The organism is Tabrizicola flagellatus, assembly GCF_008271465.1.
GTDB classification, from domain to species: domain Bacteria; phylum Pseudomonadota; class Alphaproteobacteria; order Rhodobacterales; family Rhodobacteraceae; genus Tabrizicola; species Tabrizicola flagellata.
This window is the reverse complement of record NZ_VMDU01000001.1, coordinates 515,989-534,059: the sequence shown is the minus strand read 5'-3', so window position 1 is coordinate 534,059 and position 18,071 is coordinate 515,989. Positions and strand designations below refer to the sequence as shown.

Annotated in this window: 16 protein-coding genes; 12 read left to right on the top strand and 4 right to left on the bottom strand. The window is 66.6% G+C overall.

Annotation, left to right across the window (positions count from 1 at the left end):
- Window positions 1–83 precede the first annotated feature (83 nt).
- The 5 genes from trkA (at window position 84) to FL625_RS02540 (ending at window position 5,158) form a co-directional block, all read left to right on the top strand.
- Window positions 84–1,460, top strand: a complete 1,377-nt coding sequence (gene trkA / locus FL625_RS02560; RefSeq protein WP_149587047.1) for a Trk system potassium transporter TrkA — start codon at window positions 84–86, stop codon at window positions 1,458–1,460.
- Window positions 1,460–2,974, top strand: coding sequence for a potassium transporter TrkG (locus FL625_RS02555; protein ID WP_149587046.1), 1,515 nt, complete (start codon window positions 1,460–1,462; stop codon window positions 2,972–2,974). Before trkA ends, FL625_RS02555 begins: the two co-directional genes overlap by 1 nt.
- Before the next feature lie 165 nt (window positions 2,975–3,139).
- Complete coding sequence (hfq, locus tag FL625_RS02550) at window positions 3,140–3,373, top strand: RNA chaperone Hfq (RefSeq protein WP_008028786.1); 234 nt, start codon at window positions 3,140–3,142, stop codon at window positions 3,371–3,373.
- Window positions 3,374–3,429: 56 nt separating this feature from the next.
- Complete coding sequence (gene hflX, locus FL625_RS02545) at window positions 3,430–4,704, top strand: GTPase HflX (protein WP_235019286.1); 1,275 nt, start codon at window positions 3,430–3,432, stop codon at window positions 4,702–4,704.
- Between the two features lie 40 nt (window positions 4,705–4,744).
- On the top strand, window positions 4,745–5,158 hold the full coding sequence (locus FL625_RS02540) for a hypothetical protein (protein WP_149587045.1): 414 nt from the start codon (window positions 4,745–4,747) through the stop codon (window positions 5,156–5,158).
- 173 nt (window positions 5,159–5,331) lie between these two features.
- Here the strand turns inward: FL625_RS02540 and FL625_RS02535 are convergent, their stop codons facing one another.
- Both FL625_RS02535 and FL625_RS02530 read right to left on the bottom strand, forming a co-directional pair.
- Complete coding sequence (locus tag FL625_RS02535; RefSeq protein WP_149587044.1) at window positions 5,332–5,841, bottom strand: GNAT family N-acetyltransferase; 510 nt, start codon at window positions 5,839–5,841, stop codon at window positions 5,332–5,334.
- Window positions 5,838–8,303, bottom strand: a complete 2,466-nt coding sequence (locus FL625_RS02530) for a penicillin acylase family protein (protein WP_149587043.1) — start codon at window positions 8,301–8,303, stop codon at window positions 5,838–5,840. Before FL625_RS02530 ends, FL625_RS02535 begins: the two co-directional genes overlap by 4 nt.
- Before the next feature lie 79 nt (window positions 8,304–8,382).
- On the opposite strand from FL625_RS02530, the gene FL625_RS02525 reads away from it, so the two are divergent.
- Entirely contained in the window at window positions 8,383–9,246 is an 864-nt protein-coding gene (locus FL625_RS02525; protein ID WP_149587042.1) for an NAD(P)-dependent oxidoreductase, read from the top strand.
- Between the two features lie 249 nt (window positions 9,247–9,495).
- Here the strand turns inward: FL625_RS02525 and FL625_RS02520 are convergent, their stop codons facing one another.
- The gene (locus FL625_RS02520) at window positions 9,496–10,065 is read right to left on the bottom strand and encodes a lipid-binding SYLF domain-containing protein (protein WP_149587041.1); all 570 of its coding nucleotides are present in this window, start codon (window positions 10,063–10,065) and stop codon (window positions 9,496–9,498) included.
- Window positions 10,066–10,173: 108 nt separating this feature from the next.
- The gene (locus FL625_RS02515; protein WP_149587040.1) at window positions 10,174–10,764 is read right to left on the bottom strand and encodes a sulfotransferase family 2 domain-containing protein; all 591 of its coding nucleotides are present in this window, start codon (window positions 10,762–10,764) and stop codon (window positions 10,174–10,176) included.
- Window positions 10,765–10,969: 205 nt separating this feature from the next.
- On the opposite strand from FL625_RS02515, the gene recA reads away from it, so the two are divergent.
- The 6 genes from recA to FL625_RS02485 all read left to right on the top strand — a co-directional run bounded on the left by recA (window position 10,970) and on the right by FL625_RS02485 (window position 18,016).
- Window positions 10,970–12,040 (top strand): recombinase RecA, encoded by a 1,071-nt coding sequence (gene recA, locus FL625_RS02510; RefSeq protein WP_149587039.1) that lies wholly within the window; start codon window positions 10,970–10,972, stop codon window positions 12,038–12,040.
- 26 nt (window positions 12,041–12,066) lie between these two features.
- On the top strand, window positions 12,067–12,585 hold the full coding sequence (locus FL625_RS02505) for an MOSC domain-containing protein (protein WP_149587164.1): 519 nt from the start codon (window positions 12,067–12,069) through the stop codon (window positions 12,583–12,585).
- A gap of 103 nt (window positions 12,586–12,688) precedes the next feature.
- Complete coding sequence (alaS, locus tag FL625_RS02500; protein ID WP_149587038.1) at window positions 12,689–15,343, top strand: alanine--tRNA ligase; 2,655 nt, start codon at window positions 12,689–12,691, stop codon at window positions 15,341–15,343.
- A gap of 2 nt (window positions 15,344–15,345) precedes the next feature.
- Window positions 15,346–15,636, top strand: coding sequence for a DUF1330 domain-containing protein (locus tag FL625_RS02495; RefSeq protein ID WP_149587037.1), 291 nt, complete (start codon window positions 15,346–15,348; stop codon window positions 15,634–15,636).
- 111 nt (window positions 15,637–15,747) lie between these two features.
- Window positions 15,748–16,542, top strand: a complete 795-nt coding sequence (locus FL625_RS02490) for a class II glutamine amidotransferase (RefSeq protein WP_149587036.1) — start codon at window positions 15,748–15,750, stop codon at window positions 16,540–16,542.
- Window positions 16,543–16,732: 190 nt separating this feature from the next.
- Window positions 16,733–18,016: a DUF3422 family protein gene (locus FL625_RS02485; RefSeq protein ID WP_149587035.1), complete on the top strand. Its 1,284-nt coding sequence runs from the start codon at window positions 16,733–16,735 to the stop codon at window positions 18,014–18,016.
- Window positions 18,017–18,071 lie beyond the last annotated feature (55 nt).

Sequence of the window (18,071 nt, the reverse complement as noted above, 5' to 3'; positions counted from 1 at the left end):
ACGAACCCTGCCTGGCCCGCCGGATTGACCCCCCTGCGCCGATCTGACATTCAGGGGGCCTGCGTAGGATCGCGGGGGGTCCGATGAAGGTCATCATCTGCGGGGCGGGTCAGGTCGGCTGGCAGATCGCCCGGCACCTGTCCGGTGAAAGGAACGACGTCACCCTTGTGGACATGAACGCCGATCTCGTCCGGCGCGCGACCGACACGCTGGACGTGCAGGGCGTGGTCGGCTTTGCCAGCCATCCCGACGTGCTGGAAAAGGCCGGCGCACGCGACGCCGACATGCTGATCGCGGCCACCCATTCCGACGAGGTCAACATGGTCACCTGCCAGGTGGCCCATACCGTGTTCGACATCACCCGCAAGATCGCCCGGATCCGGGCGCAGAACTACCTCGATCCGCTCTACGGCAATCTGACCAACCAGGATGGTCTGGCGATCGACGTGGTGATCTCGCCCGAACGCGAGGTGGCCGAAGCCGCGCTGCAACGGCTGGCCGCGCCCGCGACCTTCGACACCGAAAGCTTCATGAACGGCCGCGCGCAGCTTCTTGGCATCCAATTGACCGAGGACTGCCCGGTCCTGAACACGCCGCTCCGCCAGTTGAACGAGCTGTTTCACACCCTCCGCGCCATCGTCGTGGGGATCCGCCGCGAGGACCGGCTCTTCGCGCCCGATCCCGGCGACCAGCTTTATTCCGAGGATCAGATCTACGTCTTCACCCATATCGAGGACGTGAACCGCGCGCTGGAAATCTTTGGAAAGAAGACGAAAAAGCAGGAACGGGTTGTGATCGTCGGCGGCGGCAACGTGGGCCTCGCCGTGGCCCGCGCGCTCGAGGCGCGGACTGACCGCATCCGCGCCAAGATCATCGAGAAGAACCGCGCCACCGCCGAAATCGCCGCCGATGCGCTGGAACGCACCATCGTGCTGCACGGCGACGGCATGGACGCGGACCTGCTGGCCGAGGCCTCGGTCGACCGCGCCGACGCGATCCTGGCCGTGACCGACGACGACAAGACCAATCTGCTCGTCTCGGTCCGCGCCAAGCAGGCGGGCTGCCCGATGACCATCGCCCTGGTCAATGACCCGACGCTGGCACCGCTGATGGCGCCCCTCGACATCGACGCCTACATCAACCCGCGCGCGACCACCGTCTCCTCGATCCTGCGCCACATCCGCCATGGCCGGGTGCGCGCTGTCTATTCCATCGGCGATGCCGAGGCCGAGATGATCGAGGCGCAGGTCCTGTCCACCTCGCCGCTCGCCGGCCGCCTGATCCGCGACATCGAGTTTCCCGAGGGCGTCCTGGTCGGTGCGGTGATGAAGGGCGACAGGGTGCTGAAGCCGACCGGAGACCTGCGGATCGAGGCGGGCGACGTGATCGCGCTCTTTGCCATGGCCAAGGACGTGCCGGAGGTCGAGCGCCTCCTGCAGGTTTCGATCGACTTCTTCTGATGCTGACCCGGCTGGCCGAACTGCCGCTTCTGGTGGTGCTTCTGGGCCTGTGCGGCCTGGCCACCGTCGTGCCCGCGCTCTACGGGCTGGGGGCGGGCGACTACAGGCACGCCCGCGACTTCCTCTACTCCGGTCTGTTCCTCCTGGTCATCACCGTGATGCTGGGGATCGCCACCGCAGCCTATGGCCCGCGCGACCTGGCCCGCAGCCATCTTGCCGCGCTGGTGCTGGCCTATGCCGTGCTGCCCTTCGCCCTTGCGCTGCCGCTTGCCGAAGCTCTGCCGGACACGACCCTGGTCAATGCCTGGTTCGAGATGACCTCGGCCTTCACCACCACCGGGGCCACGGTCTATGCCCCCGACCGCCTCGCCAATACCGTGCATCTCTGGCGGGCGACCGTGGGCTGGTTCGGCGGGTTCCTGACGCTCCTGGCCGCCTATGCGATCCTCGCGCCCCTGAACCTCGGCGGGAACGAGGTCATCTCGGGCCACGCCCCGGGCCGGGGGGCGGTCGGCACCGCGCAGGTCACCCGAACCGCGGACCCGACGCAACGGCTGACCCGCTTTGCCCTGACGCTTTTCCCCGTCTACGCTGCGCTGACCGTGCTGCTGTGGTGCGCCCTGATGATCCTCGGTGAATCCGGCATCACGGCGCTGATCCATGCGATGGGCACGCTGTCCACCTCCGGCATCACCGGCCAGACCGCCTTCCAGGCCTCGGGCGGCGGGATCCCGGGCGAGCTGGCGGTTTTCGCCTGCTTCCTCTTCGCCGTCACCCGTCGTGCCCTGCCGGGCGTCCACCTGTCCGAGAACCGCCGCCCTCTGCTGAAGGACCCCGAGTTGCGGCTCGCGGCGCTTCTTCTGGCGATCGTGACGCTTCTGCTTTTCCTGAGGCACTGGTTCGTTGCCAACTGGACGGGTTCGCCCGACGGCGCCGATGCGCCGCATGCCCTCTGGGGCGTCCTGTTCACCGCGGCCTCCTTCCTGACCACCACGGGCTACATCTCTTCGGACTGGCAGACGGCGACGCAATGGTCCGGCATCGGCACACCCGGCCTGGTGCTTCTGGGCCTCGCCATTATCGGAGGAGGCACGGCCACCACGGCGGGTGGGGTCAAGCTTCTGCGCGTCCATGCGCTGCTGCGCCATGGCGAGCGCGAACTGGAGCGGATCATCCACCCCAATTCGATCGGTCGTGGCGGGGCGGAGGCGCGGCGGCTGCGGCGCGAGGGGGCGCAGCTGGCCTGGGTGTTCTTCATGCTCTTCGCCGTGTCGATCGCCGTTGTCATGGCCCTGCTGCTGCTGGCAGGCATCAAGTTCGAAACCGCCATGGTGCTGGCCATCGCCGGCCTCACCACGACCGGACAGCTGGCCGAGATCGGCGCGGCCCAGCCGATCCCCTATGCGACCCTCTCCGACCCGGTGAAACTTGTCCTTGGCCTTGCAATGGTTGTCGGCCGTCTCGAAACGCTGGCCCTTCTGGCGCTGATCCTGCCGGGCGCGGGTCGCCGCTAGCTTTCGCGCCCGCCGGGGACAAGACGATTAACAGCCTGATTTTTGCGCTGGAAACTCCCGGACGGGCGCGACATACTCAACCTGCCGTTACGGGCGACACCGACAGGGCAACAAGAACGACCACGCCGCGACAGTGAAGCGATAGAAAAACAAGGCACAACAAAGATGGCCGCTGACAAGCAAAACCTGCAAGACGCCTTCCTCAACCATGTCCGCAAAGCCAAGGTTCCGGTCACGATCTTCCTGATCAACGGCGTCAAGCTGCAGGGCGTGATCACCTGGTTCGACAACTTCTGCGTTCTGTTGCGCCGCGACGGCCAATCGCAGCTTGTCTACAAGCATGCGATCTCGACCATCATGCCCGGCGCACCGATCAGCCTCTACGAAGGGGAAGACTGATCGCACACGACCCGCAGGACGAAACCGATCTCCTGTCCGAAAGGGCGGGCAATCGGTTGCGGGACACCGCCGTTGCTGCCACCCGCACCTGGGTGCTGCATCCGGCGCTGAAATCGGCCAATGCGCGGCGCCTGCCCGAACACGGCCTGGCCGAGGCCGTGGCGCTTGCGGCAGCCTTGCCAGAGCTTCAGGTCTGCGGCTCCGAGGTCGTCCGTCTGGCGCGCACCCATCCCGGCACGCTTTTCGGATCCGGCAAGCTGGCCGAACTGAAGGCGCGCTTCAAGGCAGACGCCATCGACCTCGTCATCGTCGATGGCCCGGTGTCCCCGGTCCAGCAGCGCAACCTCGAAAAGGAATGGGGGGTAAAGCTGCTCGACCGGACCTCGCTGATCCTGGAAATCTTCGCCGACCGCGCGCGGACGCGCGAGGGCGTGTTGCAGGTCGAACTCGCTGCGCTCAGCTACCAGCGCACGCGCCTTGTCCGCGCCTGGACCCACCTTGAACGCCAGCGGGGCGGCTTCGGCTTCGTCGGCGGCCCGGGCGAGACGCAGATCGAATCCGACCGTCGCGCCATCGACGACCAGGTGGTGCGGCTGCGCCGCCAGCTCGACCAGGTGGTCAAGACGCGGGAACTGCACCGAGCCGCCCGCGCCAAGGTGCCGTTTCCTGTCGTGGCGCTGGTGGGCTACACCAACGCCGGCAAGTCCACTCTCTTCAACCGGATCACCGGGGCCGAGGTCATGGCCAAGGACATGCTCTTCGCCACGCTCGACCCCACGATGCGCGGCGTCGTGCTGCCCTCCGGGGCGAAGGTCATCCTGTCCGACACCGTGGGCTTCATCTCGGACCTGCCGACGCAGCTTGTCGCCGCCTTCCGCGCCACGCTGGAAGAGGTGCTTTCGGCCGACCTGATCCTCCACGTCCGCGACATCAGCCATCCCGAAACGGTCGAACAGGCCGCCGACGTGACCGACATCCTCGCGAGCCTCGGGGTCAAGGAGGAGACGCCGATCATCGAGGTCTGGAACAAGCTCGACCTTGTCGATCCCTCCCAGCGCGAGGCGCTGACCGCGCAGGCGGCGCAGCGGCCCATGGTACTTCCGGTCTCGGCGCTGACGGGCGAGGGGGTTGGAGAGCTTCTGTCGCTGGTGTCGCGCACGCTGGACGAGGACCGTAGCGAGGCCCACCTGAGCATTCCCTTCGACCAGGGCCGCAAGCGCGCCTGGCTGCATGACCAGAACATCGTCCTGACCGAGACCGAGGCCGAAGACGGCTGGCACCTCACCGTGCGCTGGACCGCCAGGCAGCAGAACCGATGGGAACGTCTATGACCAGATGCAGTCCCGCGACCCGCGCAGGGCAGGGGGCGCCGTGATCCTTCGCTTCGCCGCCCTTTGGCTCACTGCGGCAGCAGCGCTCTGGCTTCACGCGCTGTTAGGCATTCCCGGAGACTACCTTGGCCGGGGCTTTCCGCTGTATCCGGGCATCCAGGTCACGCGCACCGAACTCGCTGTGACTGCCCTTGCCGCTACACTGCCGATCCCGCTATTCGCCGCGCTTGCCCGACGCTTCCACCTCCGCCGGCTCGTTCTGCCGCCCATCGTCCTCTTCTGGCTCTGGGCCGCTTCGGTCATGATCCACCCCTTCGTGATTGACTTCGGCACCACCTGGTCAGGAACCGAGCCGCTGCGCGCGCTTTTCCTGCACCCGCTTCACACGCCCCTCGCGCTCCTGGCACTGCTTGCCGCAACGGCCTTGACGCTCGGCCCCGCGAGACGGAAATGATCATTTCATGGCCCCGCGCATGTCCGCCGGAGGCGGGAGCGGGCTTGCGCCACTGGTTCGAGCAGACCCGTCTGTGTCCGAGCGCCTCTGCGCCCGTCACGGGAAGGGGTGGTACGCAAGGCATGCGCCGCATGCCGCTCGAATAGAAAGCCGCCCCGACCCGCGCGAACCGCTCACGCCTGACGCGGCCGCACCAGATGAACGCTGTCGCACCATTCGTCCTTCCAGAGCAATGTCCGCTCCACCCGGTGCGTCTCTTGAAACCCGAGCTTCGCCAAGAGCCGCAGGCAGGCCACGTTGCGCGGATCGGCTTCGGCCGTCAGGGCGGGCAGGTCGGGCCATTCCGCCTCCAGATGGGCGATGACCGCTGCCATCGCCTCATGCGCAAGCCCTTCGCCCCAGTGATCCGGATGCAGGATGAACCCCACCTCCGGCACCTTCCAGGCCCCGGCCTTGCCGATCACTTCGCCATTCCGCTCGACCAGCCAGTCCCGGCTGTCCTCGGCCTGATCGACCAGGAACCCCAGCCACTGGCGAGTCTCCTCCACCGTCGCGTGTTCGGGCCGGGACCAGTAGCGCATCGCCCGCGGGTCCGACATCACGCGATGCACCGAGTCCAGATCGTCCCACCGTGCCTGCCGCAGCACCAGCCGCGCCGTGCGCAGCGTCGGGACCCCGGTCACTGCGGCTCCGGGGTCAGCACCATGACCCCCACCGCCGCCGCCCGGGCGAGCTCGGGGTCGAGAGACATCGGAATGTATTCTCCCCGCCGCCACAGCTCGCCGAGATCATCGTAGTGCCGGCTGAGCGGGTGGCCCGACTGCCCCGTCGCGGTGATGAAGACCGAACTGTCCGGGTCGGCGAAGTCATAGACCCCGCGATAGCCGGCGGAATGCACGTTCTGATAGGGCTCCGGCCCCTCGCCGCGCGTCACCCCGCGCATCAGGGTGTCGTCCCCGCCGCTTGTGGACTGCCGGATCGTGACGAAATGGCGCAGGAACGGCACCTCGCCCAGGACCGGATGCTCGTGCACCGCCTGGTGCGCATCCCCCCAGCGCCAGCTTTCCAGGTTCGGCCCGTAACGCTCGGTCAGGTCCAAGAGCGCATCGTCCAGCGCGATCCGCGCGATGTCGGTGCAGCTTTCCACCGCCGCCGACTGGATCACGTCGCACCATACCGACGCCCCGCCAACATTGCGGTAGACCCGCTCGATGAAGACCGGAGAGATGTGGGTGAAGGTGTCGGCCATGGCCCCGAGTTCGTCCTGGATCAGCCGCTTCTGCAAGGCGCGCAGCCAGGCTTCGGCGATCAGCGGCTCGGGCAGATGCTCGTTCATCTCGCCGTTCCATTCCGCCAGCAGGATCAGCGCCCGCTGCCGGAGCCGTTCGGGCGTCCCGTCCGGCGCCGCCTCGCCGGTGAACCACAGATCCGCCCCGATCAGCGGCAAGAGCGCCCGCGCCGTCGGGTTCACCGTGTCGAGTTGCGCCTCGATGAAGCTTTCCCGCGTGTGCACCTCGCGCGCCTTCATCAGCGCCAGCCAGCGCTGGATGCGCTGGGTGTCGCCCCAGTCGAAGCTGACGTGGTTCGGGAAGGGCCGGTCCACCGTCTTGTTGTTGGTGTTGCCCAGAAGGCCCGAGGCCGGATCGCGGAACCGCGGATTGTCCTCGTAGGGCAGGACGCCCTTGAACCCCACCGCCGGGTCCGACCCCAGCGCCGGCAGCCGCCCCTTGGACGGATGCGCCGGATCGCGGGCCGGGATCGCCCCCATCACCTGCATCGCGATGCCGTCCCCGTCCGCCAGCATCACGTTCTGCGCCGGCGCGATCACCTTGCGCCCCGCCTCCAGCGCCTCGGGGATCGATCGCGACTTCATCAGCGCCATCGCCCCGCTGATCGAGGTGTCGGCCCCCGACAGCGCCGTCCAGCTGATCGCCGCGACATGCCCCTCCGGCGTGATCGAGCCCAGGTCGTAATGCGTTCCCGGCAGGATCGGCCCGTTGCGTGACCAGCGCAGGGTCAGCGTCACCGGCTCGGCATCCTTGACACGGATGATCGACTGGCGGCTTTCGAACCGGGTCCAGCCATCGGGCGTGCGGTATTCCTCGGGGTTGTCGGGGTTCAGCTCCTCGATCACCACGTCCTGGTCATCGACATAGGCCGTGGTCAGCCCCCATCCCATCGCATCCGACCGCCCGACCAGAACCACCGGCGTGCCGGGGATGGTCCCGCCGATCACGCCGCCCGACTGCAATTCCAGCCGCGCCAGGTACCAGATCGTCGGCGCGGTCAGTCCCAGGTGCGGGTCGTTGGCCAGAAGGCTGCCCCCCGCCGCCGACCGCCCCGGCATCGCGGCCCAGGCGTTCGACGCGCCCGCCATCCCCGGATCCGCCACGGGCGAGAACGGCCCGCCGGCAAGGTCCATCGGCGCCGCCAGCGGCGCCACTCCGGGCACCAGGCTGGCATAATCGGGCAGGGCGGCGACCCCCTGTCCGGGATCGTCGGGCAGGATGTCGGCCAGCCGCTGCGGCGACAGCAGCAGCGAGACGCGCGCCCGCAGCACCTCGGATTGCAGCGCACCTGACAACTGCAAGGCCATCAGCTTCAGGATAGCGATCGAATCCGCCGGCGCCCAGGCCGAGATTTCCGGCTCGAACAGGAAGAATTCCGGCGCGCCCCGGCCCCGGGCCCCCTTGTTCACCTCGGTGATCCAGGCATTCACCCCGGCCGAATAGGCCTCGAGCGCCCGGCGGGTCGGCTCGTCCTGCGCCTCGACCGATTGCAGCGCCAGATTATAAAGGTCATAGCGGCGCATCAGCTCGTCCACCTGCACCGTGGCCGGGCCGAACAGCTCCGACAGCCGCCCCTGCACCGTGCGCCGCAGCATGGTCATCTGCCACAGCCGGTCCTGCGCATGGGCGAAACCAAGCGCGAAAAAGACATCCTCGTCCGTCTTGCCGAAGATATGCGGAACGCTGTCGTTGTTGCGCACGATCTCGACCGGGGCCGTGATGCCGGCGAGGGTGAAATCCTCGTCGTAGTCGATCAGCGACCGCGACAGGATGTAATAGGCCAGGAGTACCGCCGCCACGCCCAGCACGGTCAGGCCGGCGGCGATCCGGATCAGCCAGCGAAACACGGTCAGCATCGGGGCCTGTCCTTGACGAAAGACTGCGGATCGGTCCTAGTCCAAGCGCTGGTGAAGGGCAATGCGCAGGGGGGCGTCGATGGCGAAAGTGTCATTTCTGGGTCTGGGGGTGATGGGCTTCCCGATGGCGGGGCACCTGGCCGCGAAGGGCCACGAGGTGACCGTCTACAACCGCTCGCCCGCCAGGGCCGAGGCCTGGGTCGCGCGCCATCCCGGCCGGTCCGCGCCCACCCCGCGCGCGGCGGCCGAGGGCGCCGAATTCGTCATGGCCTGCGTCGGCAACGACGACGATCTGGCGCAGGTCTGCCTCGGACCGGACGGCGCCTTCGCGGGCATGGGGAAGGGCGCGATCTTCGTCGATCACACCACGGTCTCGGCGCGGATCACCCGCCGGCTTTCGGAAGAGGCCGCGACCCTCGGCCTGGGCTTCGTCGATGCCCCGGTTTCGGGCGGGCAGGCGGGGGCCGAGAACGGCCAGCTCTCCATCATGTGCGGCGGCCGACCCGAGGATTACGCCCGCGCCGAGCCGGTGATGGCCTCCTATGCCCGCATCTGCCGGAGGCTTGGCGACAGCGGGGCGGGGCAGCTGGCCAAGATGATGAACCAGATCTGCATCGCCGGCCTGATGCAGGGCCTGTCCGAGGCGCTGGCCTTCGGCGAGAAGGCGGGTCTCGACGGCGAGGCGGTGGTCGAGGTGATCTCGCAGGGCGCGGCGGGATCTTGGCAGATGGTCAACCGCCACAAGACCATGCTGAAGGGCGAGTTCGACTTCGGCTTCGCGGTGGACTGGATGCGCAAGGATCTGGCGATCTGCCTCGATACGGCCGACGAGATCGGCGCGCGCCTGCCCGTCACCGCGCTGGTGGACCAGTTCTACAAGGACGTGCAGCTGATGGGCGGCGGCCGCAACGACACCTCCAGCCTGATCCGCCGCCTGCGCTGATCCCCGGTTCGGGCCGCCGTGCCGCACCCCGGCCCGCCGCGCGCCGGCCGATCGCCCGCGGACGCCGCTCGCACTGCCATGTGTCTTGCCCTTTTCCCAAATACTCCCGCCGGAGGCCTCCGACAGCCGCACCGGGCGCGCCGGCAACAGGACGCGCAAGGCGCGGAACCTTGGTTGACAAAACCTTAACGTCCGCGCCTAAGTCGCTGTATAGGATCAGAAATCCGGAAATGTCCACCGTGGACAGGCTCAGGGGATGATGCGGGTGTACTTGACGCCGGCCAGCGACGCTCCGGCGATCAGGCCCTGCTGGCCGAAGACGAGCGCGATCACGTCGTTCAGCTCGGTCGATTCCTTCCCGATCGAGGCGCCCTCCTCGGGGCTGGCATATCGGATGTCGCCGCTGACCGCCCAGCCGGAAGAGCGGCGGAACTTCTCCAGCGCCTCGGGCGTCATGAAGAAGAGGGCATGGGCATACTGCTGTGCCCCGATCTGAAGGCCGAAGGATCCCTTGGCGGCGGAATAGTAGTCCACCGTGACGCCCTGGATCCGCAGGGCCCCGCGTCCGAAGGCCCCGCCGAAGCCCGCGCCGACTTCGGTCATCAGGGGCATGTAAAGGACGCCGGCCGCCCGGCTGGCCAGGTCGCGCGTCCCCGGATATTGCGAGAACAGGAAGCTCTCGGTCGCCGAGACGCGCGCCTCGATCTGGTTTGCCCCGTTCGAGCCGACCCCGTTGTTGCAGGCCCCCAGCGCGCCCGTCGCGGCAAGGGCGCCCGCCCCCAGCACCAGCCTGCGCCGCGTCATGCAGATTTCGGTCATGTTTTCCGCCCTCTCATGCCTCTTGGGGTCTCAAGGCCCCTTGCACCGCACCCTAGCCGCTTTCCGCCGCCCTGTCATGCCTGTTGCAGCAGGCCGGCGGGCGCATGCCTAGCCGGTCAGGCTGGCATAAAGGGCGAAATCCTCGGCGGCGACCTCGCGCAGCAGCGCCGCCGTTGCCGGGGTCAACTCGGTCGTCCCCGCTGGCGAAACGTTCAGGCGTGGCAGGGTGATCTCGCAATCCAGCCGGTCTTCCAGGAACCGGACGAACCCGTCGATCTCTTCATACCGGAACAGTCGGTCCACCCCAACGCCCTGACGCGGCCGCAGGAACTTTGCCTGGCTCCCCACATCGGCGAAATCCGGTCGCGGGTCGCTGCACCAGGCGCGGACGAATTCGTCGAAGCTCATGCCCCGCGTCGATTTTCCCGCATCCGCCTCGTCGCGCTGGCGGAACCGGTACCACGATCCCAGCCAGTCGGTCGGTTCGCGCATCAGGGCGACCACCGTGAAACTGTCCTTCGACGCCGCTTCGAGAAAGGGTCCGACAAAGCGGCGAAAGCGATGAACGGTGGTGTGCTTCAGCACCGGGGGGCGCTGGATCGATACGGCCGCAAGCGATTCGAGTGCCGCCGCGATGGCGGTTGATCCGGTCTTTGGCGTGGCTAGGAAGGCAAGCCTCTGCTCCCAGAAAACCAGCATACCAGACACTCCCGCCCGCAGTTTTCCTGCAAACCGCCCGGAAGCGGGCAGTTCGATCAACACTCCCTTAACCAAAGCCGCCGCAAACTTCCATTGCGAGATTTGGGTTGAATCGTTCCGCTTTTGTGCTCATAAGCATGGGAACACTTGGGGAACACGGGCAAGGATTGCCGCCAGGATGCGGCTATGAAATAAGGAGAACGACATGGCGGTGGCCAACCTTCTCGACCTCGGGAGCAAGCGGGACATGGACAAGGCAAAGGCGCTGGAATCGGCGCTTGCACAGATCGAACGGCAGTTCGGCAAGGGCTCGATCATGAAGCTTGGTGCCGACAGCCCGGCGATGGAAATCGAGTCCACCTCGACCGGCTCGCTGGGTCTCGACATCGCGCTTGGAATCGGGGGCCTGCCCAAGGGTCGCATCATCGAGATCTACGGGCCGGAATCCTCGGGCAAGACCACGCTGACCCTGCATGTCGTGGCCGAGGAACAGAAGAAGGGTGGCGTCTGCGCCTTCGTCGATGCGGAACATGCGCTCGACCCGCAGTATGCCAAGAAACTGGGCGTCAACCTCGACGAGCTGCTGATCTCGCAGCCTGACACCGGCGAACAGGCGCTGGAGATCGTGGACACTCTGGTGCGATCGGGGGCGGTGAGCCTGGTCGTCGTCGACTCTGTCGCGGCTCTGGTGCCGAAGTCGGAAATCGAAGGCGACATGGGCGACATGCAGATGGGCAGCCAGGCGCGCCTGATGTCCCAGGCGATGCGCAAGCTGACGGCCTCCATCGGCCGGTCGAACTGCATGGTAATCTTCATCAACCAGATCCGCCAGAAGATCGGCGTGATGTTCGGCAACCCCGAAACCACCACAGGCGGCAACGCGCTGAAGTTCTATGCCTCGGTGCGCCTCGACATCCGCCGCATCGGCGCGATCAAGGATCGGGAAGAGGTCGTGGGCAATACCACCCGGGTCAAGGTGGTGAAGAACAAGGTTGCACCGCCCTTCAAGCAGGTCGAGTTCGACATCATGTACGGCGAGGGCATCTCGAAGACCGGCGAACTGATCGACATCGGCGTCAAGGCCGGGGTCGTGGAAAAGTCGGGCGCCTGGTACTCCTTCAAGGACGAACGCATCGGCCAGGGGCGTGAGAACGCCAAGGCCTTCCTGAAGCAGAACCCCTCGGTCGCGCTGGAAATCGAGGACAAGATCCGCGCTGCCAACGGGCTCGATTTCACCATGGCCGGCGACGAGTCCGCCGACGTGCTGGACGAGTGAGCGATCACGTCACCCATGACGAGCTGATGGCCGCGCTGCCGGGGGTGCTGTCCGCACCCAAGACCGGCAGCGCGGTCGAGCTTTTGTGCCTGCGTCCCGATTTCGGCCAGCGTCGTTTCGTTAACGAGATCACTGTCACGAAGGCGCAGGGCATCCCTGGCGAACGCTGGGGCAGAACGCCGTGGCTCAAGCTGCCCGACGGGAGCGGCCATCCGGGCATCCAGGTCTCGATCCTGCCGCGTCGGGTGCTGGACCTTGTCTGGCGTGACCGCGAGAACGTCGTCCATCCCGGTGACACGTTCGTGTGCGATCTGGACATGACCGAGGCGAACCTTCCCACCGGGACCCTGCTTGCGGTGGGCACGGCGGTCCTGCAAGTCTCCGAGGTCTGGAACGACGCCTGTGCCAAGTGGAAGGTGCGGCACGGCGAGGCGGCCTTCGACTGGGTGCGTGCGCACCCGGAGCTGCGGCTGCGTGGCGTCCTCTGCTCGGTCGAACGGGACGGCGTGATCCGCAACGGCGATGCCCTCGAAGTCCTGCGCTGAGCGTCCTTTTTTCCCGCCCGGAAAGCGTGACCCGTGGACAGGCCCCATGCAGGGGGCTACATGGGGGACCGAATTTCCGTTTCCGCCCGAAGGACCGCCGCCCATGGCCTCGCTGAACGACATCCGCTCGACCTTCCTCGACTTCTTCCGCCGCAACGATCACCGTGTGGTGGAAAGCTCGCCCCTGGTGCCGCGGAACGACCCGACGCTGATGTTCACCAACTCGGGCATGGTGCAGTTCAAGAACCTCTTCACCGGGGTCGAGACGCGGGACTACAAGCGCGCGACGACCGCGCAGAAATGCGTGCGGGCAGGGGGCAAGCACAACGACCTCGACAACGTCGGCTATACGGCGCGGCACCATACCTTCTTTGAAATGCTGGGGAATTTCAGCTTCGGCGACTATTTCAAGGAACAGGCCATCGCCTATGCCTGGGAGCTTCTGACCAGGGACTTTGGCCTGCCGAAGGACAAGCTTCTGGTCACGGTCTATCACACAGACGACGAGGCGGCGGGGTACTGGAAGAAGATCTCGGGTCTTTCGGACGACCGGATCATCCGCATCGCCTCGGACGACAACTTCTGGCGCATGGGCCCCACCGGCCCCTGCGGCCCCTGCACGGAAATCTTCTACGACCATGGCCCCCACATCTGGGGCGGGCCTCCGGGGTCGGCCGAAGAGGACGGTGACCGGTTCATCGAGATCTGGAACAACGTCTTCATGCAGAACGAACAGTTCGCCGACGGGCGGCTGGTGCCTCTGGAGATGCAGTCGATCGACACCGGCATGGGGCTGGAGCGGATCGGGGCGCTTCTGCAAGGCAAGCACGACAACTACGACACCGACCTGATGCGCTCGCTGATCGAAGCCAGCGCGAATGTCACCAGCCAGGACCCTGACGGGCCAGGGAAGATCCACCATCGGGTCATCGCCGACCACCTGCGGTCAACGTCCTTCCTGATCGCCGACGGCGTCATGCCCTCGAACGAGGGCCGTGGCTATGTCCTGCGCCGCATCATGCGCCGCGCCATGCGTCATGCTCACATGCTCGGTGCGCAGGATCCGGTCATGCACCGCCTGGTCCCGGCGCTGGTGCGGCAGATGGGCGGCGCCTATCCCGAACTGTCGCGGGCGCAAGCGTTGATCGAAGAGACGCTGCGCACTGAAGAGACCAAGTTCAAGCAGACCCTCGACCGCGGCTTGCGCCTGCTGGACGAAGAGCTTTCCGGCCTTCCCGAAGGCGCGGCGCTTCCGGGCGCGGCGGCCTTCAAGCTGTACGATACTTACGGCTTCCCGCTGGACCTCACACAGGACGCGCTGCGCGAGAAGGGGCGGGAGGTCGATGTCCATGGCTTTGAGGCGGCGATGGCCGAGCAGCGGGCCAAGGCCCGCGCTGCCTGGTCCGGGACCGGGGCTGCGGGCGATGCGAAGATCTGGTTTGACCTGGCGGAAGAGCACGGTGTCACCGAGTTCCTCGGGTATGAGACCGAAACCGCCGAGGGCGTGATCACTGCGCTGGTCCGCGACGGGATTGTCATCGGTCAGGCTGCAACAGGCGAGACCGTGCAGATCGTGGCCAACCAGACGCCATTCTATGCCGAAAGCGGTGGGCAGGTGGGCGACGCCGGTCTGATCCGCACCCAGACCGGCACCGCAGAAGTGACCGATGTCAAGAAGGCCGCCGGCATCTTCATCCACATTGCGACGGTGACGGAAGGCACGATCATCAAGGGACAGCCGGCCAAGCTGGAGGTGGCGCATGCGCGCCGCGCCGCGATCCGCGCGAACCACTCGGCCACCCACCTGCTCCACGAGGCGTTGCGCCGGACCCTGGGCGACCATGTCGCCCAGCGCGGTTCGCTCAATGCCGCAGACCGCCTTCGGTTCGACTTCAGCCATTCCGCGGCGATCCCGGCCTCGGACCTCGCCGCCATCGAGGCCGAGGTCAACGCCTTCATCCGCCAGAATTCCCCCGTCGAGACCCGGATCATGACTCCCGACGACGCCCGCGCCATCGGGGCGCAGGCCCTGTTCGGGGAGAAGTACGGCGAGGAGGTTCGCGTGGTCTCGATGGGCATCCTGGAGGGGTCCGGCAAAGGCAGCGACGGCAAGACCTACAGCCTGGAGCTCTGCGGAGGCACGCATGTGCAGCGCACGGGTGACATCGGCTCGATGGTGATCCTGTCGGAAAGCGCCTCCTCGGCCGGCGTGCGCCGGATCGAGGCCTTGACGGGGCAGGCGGCGCTGGACCACCTGCGCCAGCAGGATGCGCGGCTGAATGATATCGCTGCCATCATCAAGGCCCCGCCGACCGAGCTTGCAGACCGGATCCGTGCGCTGTTCGAGGAGCGCAAGGCGCTGGCGAACGAAGTTGCACAACTGCGCCGCGAGCTGGCGATGGGGGGTAAGGCAGCCGACCCGGACGCCAAGGAAATCAACGGCGTGAAGTTCGTTGCTCAAGTGCTGTCGGGCGTGTCCGGCAAGGATCTTCCGGCGCTGATCGACGAGGTGAAGGCCAGGATCGGCTCGGGTGCCGTGCTGCTTATCGCAGACACGGGCGCCAAGCCGGCGGTCGCCGCGGGCGTGACCCAGGACCTGACCGGAAGACTTTCCGCCGTCACCCTTGTGAAGGCCGCGGCCGAGGCCCTTGGCGGCAAGGGCGGGGGCGGCCGTCCCGATCTGGCCCAGGCGGGCGGCGCCGACATCGGTCAGGCCCAGGCTGCGATCAAGGCGGCCGAAGCCGCAATCGGAGGATGACCATGCCCACCGCTCTGTGGATTGCCCATGTTCATGTCACGGATGCCGAAGCCTATGGCCGCTATGCCCGGGAAGCCGGTCCTGCCATCGCGGCCCATGGCGGTGTCTTTCTCGCCCGGGGCGGGCGCTATGTGCAACTGGAAGGCAACGACCGCGCCCGCAACGTCGTCGCCCGGTTTCCGAGCCTGGAAAAGGCGGTAGAGTGCTACAATTCCCCCGCCTATCAGGCTGCCCTCGCCCATGCGAAGGGCGCCAGCGTACGGGATCTGATGGTTGTCGAGGAAATCGAGTAAGGTTTTCCGCAAATTCAATGCAGTATCTTTTCGGGTCCGGATGATTTCTGCTAGATTCGCAGAAAAGGACGAGGTCGGGTTGATGATCCTGTTTTGCGAGGGCGCGCTCTGATGTGCCGCTGGGCGGCCTACACCGGCGAGCCGATCTTCCTTGAGGAGATCATTAGTCGCCCTGGTCACTCGCTGATCCACCAAAGCCACTGCGCTACCCAGTGTCACACGGCGATCAACGCCGATGGGTTCGGCATTGCCTGGTATGGCGCCAAGCCGGAGCCGGGGCTGTTCCGCGATGTGCTTCCGGCGTGGTCGGACCCGAACCTGAAAAGTCTGACGGCACAGGTCCAGTCGCACCTCTTCCTTGCGCATGTGCGGGCCAGCACCGGAACGGCCACCAGCCGCAACAACTGCCACCCGTTCACCCATGGCCGGTGGAGCTTCATGCACAATGGTCAGGTCGGCGGCTATGAAAGCTTCCGTCGCGATGCCGACATGATGATCCCCGAGGCACTGTATCCCCACCGCAAGGGCGCCACCGACAGCGAGGCGCTTTTCCTCGTGGCACTGGCCGAGGGGCTGGATGACGACCCCCGGGGCGCGCTGGAACGGGCGGCGGCGCGGTTCATCCGGCTGGCCCGAGAAAAGGGTGCGGCTCCGCATCTGCGGATGACGGCGGCACTGTCGGACGGAAAAAGGCTGTATGCCGTGCGCTACGCGACGGACGCTGCGGCCCCATCGCTCTACCATCGCTGGTCCGACAGCCGGAAGGGCAGGGCCGTGGTGTCCGAGCCGCTTGAAGCCGAAGAAGTTGGCTGGGAGGAGGTGCCCGCCTACAGTTTCTGCACCTTCGACGGCGAGACCGCCATGGTCGAGGATTTCATGCCCTGTCGGCTTGCGGCCGTCGCCTGAGCCTTCCGATCCCGGAGCAGCGGCCCTGTGCGGACCCCGCACCGGATCGCGATATTCCGATGCTGCTGTGCCCGAAAGCCGGGCAAAACCTTCTGCTTTTGCCGGTATGCGGCAGCATGCCGATAGAACCATGGATTTCCACGAAAAATCTGGATAAGCGCAAGGCGAGCCAATCCGTTCCGGATCACTGATGATGCCGATTTCCGACCACCCGCTGCGCTATGCCACGGTCAACGAGCTGCATGCGCGGCCTTTCCCTTCGCTGGAGGTGCCCTCAACGGCCGTCTATGTGGCGATCAAGGAGCCTGTTCAGGCGCAGAACCGCGATCGCGACCGCGACCGGGCGCATCTGATTGCGCTTCTGGATCGCAACGGCTCGGCGCATCCCCAGCCGGGGGCCACGCATTTCCAGGGACCGATCGGCCGGGCGGAACTGAAATGGGAAAGCCATACCGAGTTCGTCACCTACACCGCGTTCAGCCGGGGCCTATCGGCGCGTCCCTTTGATCCGGCCGAGGCGGAGGTGCTGCCCGAAGACTGGCTGGCCGACGCGCCCGGAAAGCGCCTGACATCGGTTCTGATCCGGGTCGAGCCGATGCCGGCCAACGACGCAGAACTGCTGCGGCGGTTGGACGAGTGGTTCGTGCCCGAGAGCCTGGCGGTCAGCCGCGTCGTTGACGGCGCTGCAGTGGTGGCCGGAGACTTCCGGATCGACCCGGCCGGGCACATGCGGTTTGCCGTCTTCGTCGCGCCCGGAACGGGCCCGAGGCGCGTGGGGCGGATCGTGCAGCGCCTGTGCGAGATCGAGACCTACCGGGCGATGTCGATGCTGGGGCTGATGCGCTCGCGGGATCTGTCGGCGCGGCTGAATGCGCTTGACCCCAGTCTCTCGGCGCTGGTCTCCGGCCTGGACAACGCGGAACCCGCGCCGGAAGCCGCACTGCACGACCTTCTGACCATTTCGGCAGAGCTGGAAAGTCTTGCGGTGCAGTTCTCCTTCCGCTTCGGGGCAACGGCGGCCTACGAGGCGATCGTCAACCAGAGGATCGAAGTGCTGCGCGAACAGCGTATCGAGGGGCGGCAGACCTTCGCAGAGTTCATGATGCGCCGCTATGACCCGGCGATGCGGACGGTGAAGTCCGCGGAGAACCGCCTGGCCGCGATGGCAGAGCGGGCGGAACGGGCGGCAGAACTCTTGCGGACAAGGGTGGATGTCGAACGGTCAGCGCAGAACCAGAAGCTTCTGGAAAGCATGGACAAGCGCGCTGACCTGCAGCTGCGGCTGCAGCGCACGGTCGAGGGCCTTTCGACGGTCGCGATCAGCTACTATGCCGTGAACCTGGCGGCCTATCTGCTGGAACCGGCAGCGCATGCACTGCACATTAGCCATGGGGCGCTCTTGGCTGGGCTGGTGCCCGTGGTGGTACTGGCGGTCTGGCTCATGGTTCGGCGCATCCGCAAGGCGCTGCACTAGGCCGATGCTCCTCGTGCGCCTTCGGCTGCTCGTCGCGCGCTACGCGAGGAGCACC